This is a genomic window from Nonomuraea rhizosphaerae (assembly GCF_019396405.1).
GTDB lineage: Bacteria > Actinomycetota > Actinomycetes > Streptosporangiales > Streptosporangiaceae > Nonomuraea > Nonomuraea rhizosphaerae.
Genome location: NZ_JAHKRL010000287.1, coordinates 1 through 13511 on the forward strand (window position 1 = coordinate 1; position 13511 = coordinate 13511).

The window sequence follows — 13511 nt, forward strand, 5'->3', positions numbered from 1 at the left end:
GCGGCGGACACCAGGAACGGGCGCGGCCGGTGAGGACTCTCAAGTCCTCACCGGCCGTCGACGTCTCAGGTCGACGGCTCAGTAAGGCTTGTAGCCGCCGCCGTGCTCCAGTGAGGCGATGCCGGGGTGCTCGGCGAGTGAGCCGTACCTTCTGTACGTGTACAGCACTCCGGCGATGATGTTGTCCACCGGCTCCAGGATCTTGCCGTAGCCGGGCAGGCTGTTGTTCTGGAACGTGGGCGGGATGGTCTGCATCAGCCCCTGCGACGGGATGCCGTTCTTGGCGTTGATGTCCCAGTTGTTGATGGCGCTCGGGTTGCCGCCGGACTCGTGGTAGATGACGGTCCAGATGCGCTGGATGTCCTGGGGGTCGTTCGGGTCGAGGTCCTGGACCTTCTCCAGCAGCCCCATCCTGCGCAGCGCGTCGGCCATCTCCGGCGACTTGATGATCGTGAGGGCCTTCTTGATCCACTCCACGACCTCGGCCTTGGGCGCGGGGGCGTTGCCCGCCGAGCTGACGCCGCCGGAGTAGGCGTACCCGCCGCCGCCCCCTCCGCCCCCGCCTCCGCCGCCGTTGTCGGTGGACTGCAGCGAGGTGGGCTGGTTCACGTACGCCGTCCGCTCCCACTCCACCTTCTTCTCGCCCGGCTGGAAGTCGGGGCCGCCCGGCTCGGGGATCTTGGTGAAGCAGCCGAAGCCCTTGTCCGTGCCCTCGCCGAGGTGCTTGGACAGCGCCTTCCGCGCCTCCTCCAGCTCGGTCTCCGCCGTCTTGACCAGGCCCTCGGCCTTGGTGACGTTGCCGCTGACGATGGTCGTGGCGGCCAGCGCCTTGTCGGCGTCGCCCGGGGCGGCGTCGGGGTTGTGCTCGGCGAACTGGCGCTTGAACTCGGTCGCGCGGTTCACCGAGTCCGTGCAGAGCGCCTCCACCTTGCCGTGGGCGTCCTCCAGGGCCTTGGCCGCCTTGTCGAGCGCGTCGGCGCAGGACGTCAGCGCCCCGTTGAGGTCCGTGGCGGCGCGCGGGTAGGCGCTCATGTGCGTCACGAAGGCGTCGGCCGAGCCGCCCTGCCACGCCTTGTCCACCTCGGTGACCGCGCCGGTCATCATGTTGATCGACTTGGTGACGTGGGCCGCCGCCGCGCGCCACGCGGTCGCGGTGCCCCTGATCGTCTCCGGGCTGCCGCTCACCTTGGCCAGCAGGTCGGCGAGCCGGCCGCCGCCGGGCAGGTCGGCGACGCTCATCCGCCGGAGGCCTTCGACGCCTTGCGCAGGTTCGTCTCGACCTGGTCGAGGGCGGCCTCGACGGCGTTCAGCCTGCTCTTGCCCATGTGCAGCTCGTCCCTGAGCGCCTGCCAGGCCTTGTCGACGCCGGTGGCCAGCGCGGCGGAGTCCTTCAGGTCGCCGAACGTCTTCGGCGTGCTGGTGGTCGTCGGCGCCTTGGAGTTCGTGCCCTCGAACGCGTCGTCGAGGTCGAGCATGTTCGCGACTTTGTGGGCCCGGTTCCCGCATTCCTCAAGCGCTCGGTAGTGCACGTCGACCCAGTCGCTCACCGGACCTCCAGACTTTTTCCTGCTAAGTGCACGAAACATCACCATAGTGGACAGATATCTGAGATGCCCCTGGAAGGAGAAACGGCTAGGGCGCGTCCAGCAGGGCGGTCTGGATCAGCCGCGCGCCGAATCTCCTGTCCGTGTAGAAGCCGCGGCCCTGCGGCAGCGGCTGCGGCCGCACGTTGCCGAACAGCACGCCTTCGTCCTTGTTGCCGGACATGACCAGCGCGGGCGTGGCCATCTCCTTGAGCCGCTGCACGGCGCCGTCGAACATCGACCGGCTCGCGCCGCCCATCTGCCGGGCCAGCACCAGGTGCAGGCCGATGTCACGGGCCTGCGGCAGCAGCTCGGCCAGCGGGAGCAGCGGGTTGTTCGAGGTGGCGACCAGGTCGTAGTCGTCGACGATGATGTACAGGTCCGAGCCCTGCCACCAGCTGCGCTCCCTGAGCTGCTCCGGCGTCAGGTCCGCCGGGGGCAGCCGCTTGAGCAGCGCCTTCCTGGCGTCCTGGATGAGGTCGGTGGCCGCCGCGCTGGAGGCCGCGTACCCGATGCGGTGGTCGGTGACCGCCGTGTCGAGCAGGGCCCGCCGGTAGTCGAGCACGATCATCATGCATTCCTTGGGCGTCTTCCTGGCGACCAGGCCCTCCATGACGAGCTTGAGCACGTTCGACTTGCCGCACTCGGTGTCGCCGAACACGACGAAGTGCGGGTCCACGTCGAAGTCCAGCATGACCGGCGAGAGACCGGCCTCGTCGATGCCGATGGCGATCCGGCCGCCGCCGGTCTGCTCGGGGCCGGGCAGCGACGCGGCGGGCAGCAGCGACGGCAGCAGCCGCACCGGCTTGGCGCCCGGCCCCTGCCACGAGGCCCGTACGACCTCCACCAGCGAGCGCACCCCGGCCGCGAGGTCGTCCGCCCCGCGCACCCCGTCGATCCGCGGCACCGCCGACAGGAAGTGCATGCCCTCCTTGGTCAGACCGCGTCCCGGCACACCCTCAGGCACGGCCAGGGACGCCTTGCGGCTGACCTCCGACTCGTAGGCGTCGCCGAGCTTGAACTCCAGCCTGGTGCCGAACAGGTCCCTGATCCCGGCCCGGAACTCCGACCACTTGTTGGTCGCGGCGACGATGTGGATGCCGTACCCGAGCCCTCTGGCGGCCAGGTCGGTGATGACGCCCTCCAGCGCCTCGAACTCCTGGCGGATGGTCAGCCAACCGTCGATCACCAGGAAGATGTCGCCCCAGCCGTCGCCCTGGATCGTGCCGTCGGCGACCTGCTTGCGGTAGGTGGCCATGGAGTCGAGGCCGCGTTCGGTGAACTCGCGTTCGCGCTGCTGGAGGATGGTGGCCATCTCGGCGACGGTCCTGCGTACGCGGTCGGCGTCCAGGCGGGTGGCCACGCCGCCGACGTGCGGCAGGCCGTCCAGGGCGGCGAGCGCGCCGCCGCCGAAGTCGAGGCAGTAGAACTGCACCTCACGCGGCGTGTGCGTGAGCGCCATACTGGTGACGAGCGTGCGCAGCACGTTGCTCTTGCCGCTCTGCGTGCCGCCGGCGACGCCGACGTGGCCCGCCGCCCCGGACAGGTCCAGCCAGTACGGGTCGCGGCGCTGCTCGAACGGCTTGTCGATGATGCCCACGACCCCGGCCAGGCGGCCCCTGCCCTCCCAGCCGGGCGTGGACAGGCCGAGTTCGGGCGTCACCGAGAGCTGCGGCAGCAGGTGCGCGAGCGTCGGCGGCTCGCCGAGCGGCGGCAGCCAGATGCGGTGCGCGGCGGGCCCCTTGCCGGCCAGCCGGCCCACGACGATGTCGAGCAGGCTGCTGCGCGGCCCCTTGTCCTCCTCCGCCTTGGCGACCGCCTTGCTCGGCTGCTCCACGACCGGGAGCGGCGAGAAGGCGGGGCCGTACTCGACGACCTGGCGGATCGTCGGGTCGCCGTCGTCCGCGGCCGCGTGGCGGGGGTCGCCGATGTACGGGCCCGACACGTACGCGGCCTTGAACCGGGTCATGCCGCTGGTGTCGAACTTGAGGAAGGCGTTGCCCGGCGCGGACGGCAGCTCGTACGCGTCGGCCACGCCCAGCACGACCCGGCTCTCCATGGCCGAGAACGTGCGCAGGCCGATCCGGTACGAAAGGTGCGTGTCCAGGCCGCGCAGCCGGCCCTCCTCCAGCCGCTGCGAGGCCAGCAGCAGGTGCACGCCCAGCGACCGCCCGAGGCGGCCGATCATCACGAACAGCTCGATGAACTCCGGCTTGGCCGACAGCAGCTCGCTGAACTCGTCCAGCACGACGAACAGCGTCGGCAGCGGCGCCAGCTCGGCGCCCTGCTCGCGGGCCCGCTCGTAGTCGCGCAGCGAGGCGTAGTTGCCGGCCGCCCGCAGCAGCTCCTGGCGGCGCACCATCTCGCCGTGCAGCGCGTCGTGCATGCGGTCGACCAGCGGAAGCTCGTCCTCCAGGTTGGTGATGACCGCGGAGACGTGGGCCAGCGACTCCAGCCCGAGGAAGGTGGCGCCGCCCTTGAAGTCGACCAGGACGAAGTTCAGGATCTCGGAGGAGTGGGTGATGGCCATGCCGAGCACCAGCGTGCGCAGCAGCTCGCTCTTGCCGGAGCCGGTCGCGCCGATGACCAGGCCGTGCGGGCCCATGCCGCCCTGCGCCGACTCCTTGATGTCCAGCTCGACCATCCGGCCGTCGGCGCCGAGGCCGATCGGCACCCGCAGCCGGTTGCGTCCCGCGCGCGGCCGCCAGGTCATGGCCGGGTCCAGGCGGGTGGGGTCGCCGATGCCGAGCAGCTCGGTGAGCGTGGTGTTGGCGGCCAGGACGTCCTCGACCTCGCCGCCGCTCGCGGCCGAGGCGCGCAGCGGCGCGAGCTGCCTGGCCAGGCCGTCCGCCCGCAGGTAGTCGAGCTTGTCGGGCTCGCCCAGGCGGGTCATGTTCTCCTTGCCCGCGTGGTCCAGCTTGATCATGTGGAAGCCGTCGGGCTGGATCTCCAGCCGCAGCGTGCTCTTCTCCTCCACCGGGCCCGTGGAGTCCGACAGGTCGATCACGGTGACGCCCTGGATGGCGTCGGTGCCGAGCTGCGAGTCGTGCGGCACGTGCCCGCCGTCCACGATGAGCACGTGGTACGGCAGCGCGTCCGCCGGCGAGCCGGGCCGGAACCTGGCCCGCTCCTTCAGCTCGTTGCCCACCAGGCGGTCCAGCTCGCTCATGTTCTCGGCCATGAGCCGCACCGCCCCGGCGGCGTCCACCTCCTCGGGATGCAGCGCGTGCGGCAGCCACTTGACCCAGTCCCAGTGGCCCATCCACTCCTGGCCGGCGCAGACCATGATCCGCAGGTCGTCCGGCGAGTGGAACACCGCCATCTGCCCGACCATCGCCCGTACCAGCTCGCGCACCGCCATGGGGTCGCCGCGCAGCTTGATTCGCGCGAACGAGCCCAGCGCCACGGCCACGGGGAGCTGCGACACCGTCGCGTGCGCCCTGACGAACCTGCGCAGCGCGCCGGCCGACAGCGCGTCGAGGTCCTCCACCGGCTTGGAGTCCGGCGGGATGAGCTGGATGGCCAGCTTCTGCACGCCGGTGCCGAGCCGTACCGTGCTGAAGTCCTCGTCGCGCGGCCGGCGCTCCCACAGGCGCGGGCCCATGGCGATCCACCACAGCGCGTCCGGCTCGGGGCCGCTCCACTCCAGGGCCTCGCGCTGCTGCTTGGCCGCGCGCCTGACCTTCTTGCGCACCTGTGACAGGTAGCGGAAGTAGTCGCGCCGGGCGCCGTTGAGCCGGTGCTTGCGCTCGCCCGACTGGCGGCCCATCTGCCCGATCGACATGCCGACCATGGAGACCGCGAACATGCCGCTCGCGACGTACATGATCGGGTTGGAGTTGCCGCCGGCCGTGAACATCAGTCCCATCGCGGCGGCGCCCGCCACCATCGGCAGGTACGTCAGCACCATCATGAATCCCTGGCCCTGGACCTCGGGGATCTCGGGCGGCGATTCGAGCAGGATCTCCCCGCGGGGAGGCTTGGGGCTGGGTCGACGTTCGGGCCGTCGGACAACGACGATGCTCACCGTGGTGGTCCTTCGAATAGGTTGCAGCCCTTCTTACCAGAAGTAACCAGATATGTTCTCTCTTGTCCGTGATGCTCGTGGGACGGAGTCCAAGTCACATGGGACCGATGGTTCGCGGGTCGGCCGTACAGGGTCCGATTCCGCCGAGGCCCCCGTACATGCAGGGCCCGCCGGGACCGCCGGGATCACAGCTTCCGCCGGGATCGCCGCACCCGCAGGGGCCGTTGCAGCAGAGCGCGCTCGCGCAGGTGCACGTGCCGCTGCCGCCGCTGTGCCACGTCACGATCGTCGGCCCGCGGCGCAAGGCCGATCTCGCGCTGCCCGCCGACATCCCGCTGCCGCACGTCCTGCCGGGGCTGCTGCGCGCGCTGGACGAGCTGGGCGGCGACGCCGCCGCCGCGCCGGGCTGGACGCTCCAGCGGCTCGGCGGGGCCCCGCTCGACCTCGGCCAGAGCCTCGGCGCGCTCGGCATCCTCGACGGCGAGGTGCTCTACCTGCGCCCCCGAGAGGCGATCCTGCCGCCCGCCCTGTACGACGACGTCGCCGACGTGGTCGCGACGGGGGTGAAGAACGCCTCCGGCACCTGGGAGCCCAGGCACACCCGGCTGATGGGCGCCAGCGGCGCGCTCGGGCTGCTGGTCGTCGGCGCGGTCGGCCTGGCGCTGTCCAGCGCGCCCGCGCTCGTCGTCACCGTGGTGGCGGCGCTGCTCGCGCTCATCTCCGTGGCCACGGGCGCGGCCCTGTCGCGAGCCGTGGGCGACTCGCTGGCCGGCGCCCTGATCGGGCACGCGGCGCTGCCGTTCGGCTTCATCGCGGGCCTGTTCGCGCCCGCGAGCGGCGGCCAGCTCGCCGGGATCGGCGCCCCGCACCTGCTGGCCGCGCTGGCCTGCACCGCGCTCGTGGCGAGCGTCGCGGGCGCGCTCATCTCCGACGGCGTGCCCGGCTTCCTCGGTACGGCCATCGCCGCGACGTGCGGCGCGATCGGCGCGGCGGTGATCATGGTCTGGGGCGCGTCGCCCGCCGGGGTGGCCGCCGTGACCGTGTCCGTCCTGCTGGCGTTCAGCCCGCTGGTCCCGACGCTGTCGTTCAAGCTGGCCAAGGTGCCGCTCCCGGCCATGCCCACCACCGCCGAGGAGCTGCGGGCCGACAACCAGCGCCTGGACAGCGCCGCCATCCAGGAGCGGACCGTCGTCGCCCAGCGCTACGCCACCGGCATGATCGTCGCCGTCGCCCTGGTGGCGCTGGTCGCGGAGGTCCTGCTGGCCACGCACGGCGACTGGGTCGCCTCGCTGATGACCGGGACGCTCGGGCTGACGCTGATCATGCGGGCGCGGGTGTTCCGCGGCGTGCGCCAGCGGCTGTGGCTGATCACCACCGGCCTGGTCGCGTTCGGGCTGCTCGCGCTGACCCTCGGCCCGAACGCCGGCGTCATCGGGGCCGTGGCCGTGGCCATCGTCATGCTGTGGCTGGCGCTCACCGCCGTCGGCATCGGCCTGTGGCTGCCGTCGGGCAAGCCGTCGCCGTTCTGGGGACGCGCGGCCGACATCGTGGACGTCATCCTGATCGTCGAGCTGTTCCCGCTCGCGCTGGGCGTCCTGGAGGTCTACTCCTGGGTGCGCGGTTTGTCGGGCTGATAGGTTGCTGGGCGTTTTAACTCTTCGTGAAGGGTGGAGGGGAAGATGCAGGAGTTCGGGGATTTCGCGAACATCGACATCGAAAAGCTGCTCAAGGGGGCTGACGAGCAGTTCGCCCGTATCGAGGAGCTGCAGAAGAACATGGCTGAGCTCGTCGGCCGGTCCCAGGACGACGACGGCCTGGTGACGGTCGAGTACGCGAGCGAGGGCCTGCGCGAGCTCCAGCTGCACCCCAAGGCGATGCGGCTCAGCTCGGGCGAACTGGCCGACCTCATCAAGGAGCAGCTCCAGAAGGCCGCCACCGACCTGCAGCAGCAGGTCGCTCAGGCCATGGGGGACACGTTCGGCGAGGACGAGAACCCGATGAAGTACGTCGACAACCCCGAGGCCGCCATGAGCAAGATCAAGGAGGCGGAGTCGGCGTACAACCGGACGTTCGAGGACGTCATGGGCGAGCTCGACCGCATCCGGCGGCGGCTGGACCTCTGACCGGCGCGCTTCCCGCGCCCCGGCCGTCTACTCCCCGTCCTTCTTCTCCGTCAGCGGCTTGCCGTCCTTGGTGAGCGTGGGCAGGTTGGGCAGGTAGACCTGCTCGAACTCCGGCAGGTCCCCCTTGCCGGTGGGGTTGACCGAGTTGGTGAGCGACCTGCTGGACATGGTGGCCAGCTGCATGGCCACCGTCGTGGCCAGGCCCGCCGACATGAGGTACACCGTCGAGCCTTTCGTGACCACGCCCCTCAGCGCGGCCATGGCGGCGTTCCCCGCGGGGATGGTGGCGGCCTCCACGGCGGGGGCCGCGGGCGGGAACAGCTTGCCGGCGGAGCTGGCCATCGAGAGGGCCAGCAGGACCGACGACACGGCCACGCTCGCCACCGCCAGCTGGAACGAGTGCTTGGCGAGCTGATCCAAGGAGTCGCCGAGCGCGCCGAAGATGCGCTCGCCGTCGCCCGACTCCCTGAGGAAGAGCTTCTTGGCCTCGTCGACCTCCTCCCTGCCCATCTTCGTCCAGTCGTCGTCGGAGATGCCGGCTATCGCCTTGTCGATGATCTGCCCCGAGTCGCCGACCGTCCTGCTCATCTCATGACTGTTCCGGGCGGCGGCGCGGATGTCGTGCGGGCTGCTGTAGATCGTGCCGATGAGCGTCGCGGTGACACCGGTGGCCATCTTGAGCGCCGGGTTGCTCGGCAGAACCATGGCGTACAGGCACTCGGTCAGCGCAAAGGTGAAGAGATGGGTACCGTTCGCGTAGGCGTCCATGTCGTCCCTCGATCGTCGTTACTTCGCGGTGCTCTTGTCGTTGGCCTCGCGGACGACCTCGGCTCCCTCGCGGAGCTGGACGTCCCAGACGCCGAGCTGGTTCTTCGCGCCCTTCAGGTACTCGGCCGCGCTGGACCTGGCCGAGTCGTAGGCCGGTTTGAAGGTCATCGCGCCGATCAGGCCGAACCCGGGGAAGCCGACATGGCTGTTCCTGGCGGTGGTCTCGGCGTGGCCGAACCAGTCGCCGGGGGTGTCGCCGTTGCCGTCCGCGGTGGGGGCCAGGGACTTGCCGAGCTTCTCCATCAGCTCGGGGCGGGCCTTGCGCCAGCCGTCGCCGACCTGGCCGTACGGGTTGGAGGTCTCCTGCGGGTTCCTGTCGCCGTTGCCGGCGCCGTCCGTCCCGCTGCCGTCCTTCCCGTCTCCGTCTTTTCCGTCGCCGCCCTTTCCGTCGCCCCCGCCACCCGCGCCCGGGATGTCCGCGCCGCCGCCGGGGGTGTCGGCGCCGCCGCCTCCCGGTGTGTCGCCGTTGCCCGTGCCGGGGATGTCGGTGCCGGGCCCGCCGGGGTCCGTGGAGCCCGGGTCGCCCGGGTTGTCGGTGCCGGGCCCGCCGGGAGTGTCGGTGGAGGGGGGATCCGGGATGGAGTTGTCCGGGAGGTTGGGGTCGGTCTGGTCGCCGGGGTCGGTCGAAGGGTCGGTCGAGGGGTCGGTCTGGTCGTTCGGCGCGTCCGTGCCGTCGCCGGGATCTGACGGGTCGCCCTGGTCACCCTGGTCGCCGGTCTGGTCGCCCGGCTGGTCGCCGTCCTGGTCGGTGGGATCGTCCGACCCGTCCGTGCCGTCCTGGTCGCCGTTCTGGTCGCCGTCCGTGTCGTCCTGATCGTCGTCGTCCTGGTCGTCGTCCTGGTCGTCGGCCGGGTTCTGGTCCTGTGGGGGATCGTGGTCCTCGGTGGCGTCGTTCGGGTCCGTCGCCGCGTCGTCCGGGTCGGCGGGGTCGTCGTCGGCCGGGTCCTCGCCGTCGGAGGGCTCCCAAGCGGGATCCCCCACGGCCGCCTGCGGGTCGACCGAGCCGGGCGGGCCGTCCGCCAGGTCGTCCACCTGGATCTCCGACACCATGTGCTCACCGATGCCGAGCCGGCTGACATCGGCGGTGTCGGTCACCTCGGTCGTGCCGGCCGTGTCGGCGGGGGTCGCCGCGCCTCCGGCCGGCAGCACGGTGGTTCCGTCGCCGGAGCCCAGCAGGTTGGTCCCGACCTGCTTCTCGCCCGGCCCGTCCTGCCCCGGTGATGAGCTCCAGTTGACCAGGCTGTCGATGCTCGGCCGGCCCGCACTCCCTGTTTCGGCCACCTTGCCGCCTTTCCCCCTGCTCGTACGCCCAAGCGGCCAAAGCGTAGCCGTGAGACCCGTGAGGCGTACAGGTTGTGAGCTTTACCCCACGCCGCGACCTCCGGCCAGCCGCCGGAGTCAGAAATCCACAGCCCACCCACCTGCGCGTTTACCGAAAATCCATTCAGGAGTGACCCAGCCGTTATGTTAAGACTCTGTTATTTCTGAGGCGCATGAGGGCTAGCATGCCTTTTGATGTCGTTTGCGGGGGTACGCAGGTTGACCGGACCTACGGCACCGCCGTTCAGACCAGACTTTGACCTGGAGGTCCCATGTCACTCTTCGGAGCAGCACCATCCGATCTGACAAAGGCTGCGGGGTACTGCGAGAACACCGCTCAGTACATCGAGGGCATGCGCCAGCGCGTACAGGTGATCAAGGGTGACCTTCAGTGGAAGGGCGGCGCCTACCTGAACTTCGCCAAGGCGATGGATCAGTGGGACCTCGACTTCAAGGCCGTCATCAAGATCCTCGAGGGCATCTACGACAAGCTCAACGTCGGCGCGGGGGTCTACTCCCAGGCCGCGGCCGAGACCGAGAACATGAACATCACGGGCGGCCAGGCCGGCGCCGGCAGCGCGGGTCGCATCGACGACCTCATCAACTCGTCCTCGCAGCGGTAAGGGAGACTTCCATGGGTTACTCGCCGAACAACGGCAACACCGCCACCCCCGACGACTACACCTACGCCAACTTCCCCAGCATGGAGAAGGCGTACGAGGACCTGAAGAAGATCGTCACCGAGCTCGACACGGCGACGGACGACCTCTACAACGACATCAAGGCCGTCCTCGGCGTGCACTGGGAAGGCGCCGCCCGCGAGTACTTCGAGGGCAAGAAGGCCGAGTGGAACGCCCTGGAGAAGCAGATGGGCGAGCAGCTGTTCAACGCGGCGACCGCGGTGAGCATCGCCAAGGGCAACTACGAGACGGCCGAGCGGCGCAACATCAACATCTGGTCCGACTAGCGGTCCGCCGCGACCAGCCGACCGGATTCCTACAGTCGTTTGGGGGTGGGGATGACCCGTAAGGACGCCATGGAGGGCGAGCCGGACCCTCTGCAGGTCGATCCTGATCTGTTCAACGAGGGACCAGGGCGTGAGCACTCCCCGTCGACCATGCGGTCGATCGCCGACGAGCTCAAGTCCTACCTGGGCGCGTTGACGGGGCCCGGCGCCGACGAGGGCTTCACCAGTGGTTCGGTCAACGGCATCCTCGACCACTGCCAGCTCTCCGAGACCCAGTTCGGCACGTGGGACGACGCCAGCGCCTTCGGCAGGAGCGCGGGCTCCAACAGCGGCGGCAAGAAGTTCGCGCAGGTGTACGGCGAGTTCATCAACGCCTACAAGCTGGTGATCGCCGCCGTCGAGGAGAGCGCGAAGAACCACAAGGACGGCGACGAGGCCAGCGAGGGCAAGGACTGATGGCGGAGACCAAGGGCGGCAGGAACGTCGTCGTCATCCTCGACTTCTCCAAGATGCCGCAGGGCGAGACGGTCTACGCGTCCAAGGACGAGATCCTCAAGATGCTGAACGACGCGCAGCTCACCCGGATCCAGGACGCCGGGTTCGCCTACGACAAGGCGGCCGGCGCGATCGAGCTGGCCGTCAACGCCCTGGAGGAGCACGCCCCCAAGATCGCGACGGCGTGGACGGGGCCGGACGCCACCAAGGCCCGCCACGCCCTGCAGATGCTGCACGCCTCGGGCGGCGAGCTGGCCACCAAGCTGGAGATGATGAGCTCGGCCCTGCGCCAGTACGCCGGCTTTCTGCCCGAGACGATCGCCGAGGTCAACGGCTACAAGTCCAACATGGTCAGCTCGGACGGCGATCAGGAGGCCCTGCGCAAGGCCGACGAGGAGATCAAGGCCCGCGACGCCATGAAGAAGCTGAACGAGAAGATCGTTCAGCTGTACAACATCCAGCTCCCGCACGACGTGTCCTACGAACTGCCGCCGGTCTCGCTGCCGGGCGGCACCGGCTCGTACGAGGACCCCGACTACCGCGATCCCGTGAACGTCAGCTACAACTCCGGGGCGTCCGGCGGCGACTACAGCGGTGGCTACAACTCCAGCAACGGCACCGGCACCGGCTCCTCCAGCTCGGGCACCGGCACTGGCACCGGTACCGGCACCGGTGACCCGAACGGCTCCGAGGGAGGACCGGGCTCCGACACGGGCGACGGGCCGGGCTCCGGCACGGACGACCAGCCCGGCGGCGGTCAGCCTGGTGACGGCACCACCGACCCCGGCGGCTCGAACGGCGACGGCACCCAGGACCAGTCTCAGAACGGCGCTCAGGACAACAAGGACGGGACGGTCCCGCCGGTGCTCGGCGCCGACGACAAGACCAGCACCGACGTCCCGAAGGGCGCCGACCCGAACGCGACCGAGGTGTCGGCGTACACCCCGACCACCGCGACGACCACGCCGGTCATCAGCCCGACGGGCAACCCGGTGAGCACGATCGCGCCCAACCCGGTGGGCGTGCTGAGCCCCACGGGCGGCCCGCCCGGCGTCCCGTCGGTCCTGGGCTCGCCGAACGGAGCCTTCGCCGCGAGGGAAGGCGGGCTGATGGCGGGCGCGCGCGGGACGGCGATCGGCGTGGGCGGCATGCCGTTCATGCCGATGGGCGGCATGGGCGGCGCGGGGGAGAGCGGAGACTTCGAGCGGACGACCTTCCTGCCCGCGGACAAGGACGACTGGGACTCCGCGCACGACGTGACCAACCCGGTCATCTGCTGACCGGCCGACGGGGAGTGGCATGGGCGGGTCGAACCAGAACTCAAGCCAGGCGGCCCAGTTCGCCCAGTTGCCGTCGATGACCTCGGGCGTCTCCTTCAAGACGGAGGCGCTCGAGGCCAACGGCAACTCCATCGACACGCAGGCCGAGCACATCACCTCGCTGGAGGGCAGGCAGGGCCACCTCCCCGTGCAGTGGCCCCATTTCGGCGTGGTCGGCATGGGCGTCAGCAGCGTCCACGACAAGGCGATAGAACGCCAGGCGGACGCGCTGGCCAAGGGCAAGAAGGCGCTGCAGAGCTGGAAGGACGCACTCAAGAGCGCCTCCAAGAACTACCGCCAGGCGGAGGACGCCAGCGGCGACCCGTTCAAGGACCTGAACCTCGACCCCAGCAAACTGGGTCCCGGCGCCGACCTGGGCAATCTCGGCAACATGCCGGCCGGCCCGTCGATGCCCGACACCTCCGGCCTGGGCGGTACGCCGGGTCTGGACACGAAGCTGCCCGGCTCCGACCTGGACGGCACGAACCTTCCCTCGACGGACCCCTCGAAGGTCGGCCTCCCCTCGACGGACCCGTCCAAGGTGGACCTGCCGAAGTACCCCGACCCGAGCCAGGTCCAGCAGCCCGACATGAAGGTGCCGGACATCGACTCGGCGCTCAACGGCATGAAAAATCCGGATCTGAACGGCAAGCTCCCCGACGGGACGAACCTGGCCCAGTACGACCCGAACTCGCTGACCAACCCCCAGCTCAGAAACCCGGACCTCGGCTCCCTGTCGCCGGACGCCACCGGCACCAGGATCGGCACGGGCCCGAACGCCGGCGGCGGGCCGGGCACCGGCATCGGCACCGGGAGCGGCGGCGCCGGCGCGGGCGGGCTGCCCGCGGG

At 70.2% G+C, this 13511-nt stretch carries 12 protein-coding genes; 7 read left to right on the forward strand and 5 right to left on the reverse strand.

Features of this window, described 5'->3' with window-relative positions; all coding sequences use genetic code 11:
• Window positions 1–78: 78 nt before the first annotated feature.
• From KME77_RS14730 to eccCa, 3 genes are all read right to left on the reverse strand, one after another.
• Window positions 79–1239 (reverse strand): lytic transglycosylase domain-containing protein, encoded by a 1161-nt coding sequence (locus tag KME77_RS14730; RefSeq protein WP_219467191.1) that lies wholly within the window; start codon window positions 1237–1239, stop codon window positions 79–81.
• Entirely contained in the window at window positions 1236–1547 is a 312-nt protein-coding gene (locus KME77_RS14735) for a hypothetical protein (RefSeq protein WP_219467193.1), read from the reverse strand. Before KME77_RS14735 ends, KME77_RS14730 begins: the two co-directional genes overlap by 4 nt.
• Window positions 1548–1632: 85 nt before the next feature.
• Entirely contained in the window at window positions 1633–5610 is a 3978-nt protein-coding gene (gene eccCa / locus KME77_RS14740; protein ID WP_219467195.1) for a type VII secretion protein EccCa, read from the reverse strand.
• Window positions 5611–5768: 158 nt separating this feature from the next.
• On the opposite strand from eccCa, the gene eccD reads away from it, so the two are divergent.
• Together eccD and KME77_RS14750 are read left to right on the forward strand one after the other, a co-directional pair.
• Window positions 5769–7244 (forward strand): type VII secretion integral membrane protein EccD, encoded by a 1476-nt coding sequence (eccD, locus tag KME77_RS14745; RefSeq protein WP_246609775.1) that lies wholly within the window; start codon window positions 5769–5771, stop codon window positions 7242–7244.
• A gap of 45 nt (window positions 7245–7289) precedes the next feature.
• Entirely contained in the window at window positions 7290–7733 is a 444-nt protein-coding gene (locus KME77_RS14750; protein WP_219467197.1) for a YbaB/EbfC family nucleoid-associated protein, read from the forward strand.
• Between the two features lie 27 nt (window positions 7734–7760).
• Here KME77_RS14750 and KME77_RS14755 read toward each other — a convergent pair whose 3' ends face one another.
• Entirely contained in the window at window positions 7761–8501 is a 741-nt protein-coding gene (locus KME77_RS14755; RefSeq protein ID WP_219467200.1) for a hypothetical protein, read from the reverse strand.
• Between the two features lie 18 nt (window positions 8502–8519).
• Complete coding sequence (locus KME77_RS14760; protein ID WP_219467201.1) at window positions 8520–9842, reverse strand: hypothetical protein; 1323 nt, start codon at window positions 9840–9842, stop codon at window positions 8520–8522.
• 311 nt (window positions 9843–10153) lie between these two features.
• Here KME77_RS14760 and KME77_RS14765 point away from each other — a divergent pair, with 311 nt between their 5' ends.
• From KME77_RS14765 to KME77_RS14785, 5 genes are all read left to right on the forward strand, one after another.
• Entirely contained in the window at window positions 10154–10504 is a 351-nt protein-coding gene (locus KME77_RS14765; protein WP_219467204.1) for a WXG100 family type VII secretion target, read from the forward strand.
• Between the two features lie 11 nt (window positions 10505–10515).
• Window positions 10516–10848, forward strand: coding sequence for a WXG100 family type VII secretion target (locus KME77_RS14770; protein ID WP_219467206.1), 333 nt, complete (start codon window positions 10516–10518; stop codon window positions 10846–10848).
• 51 nt (window positions 10849–10899) lie between these two features.
• A complete protein-coding gene (locus KME77_RS14775) occupies window positions 10900–11304 on the forward strand; it encodes a hypothetical protein (RefSeq protein WP_219467208.1) in 405 nt (134 codons plus the stop codon).
• Window positions 11304–12623: a WXG100 family type VII secretion target gene (locus tag KME77_RS14780; RefSeq protein WP_219467210.1), complete on the forward strand. Its 1320-nt coding sequence runs from the start codon at window positions 11304–11306 to the stop codon at window positions 12621–12623. The genes KME77_RS14775 and KME77_RS14780 overlap by 1 nt, the downstream gene beginning before the upstream one ends.
• A gap of 19 nt (window positions 12624–12642) precedes the next feature.
• The coding region (locus KME77_RS14785; protein WP_219467212.1) for a hypothetical protein at window positions 12643–13511 on the forward strand (869 nt) is incomplete at its 3' end.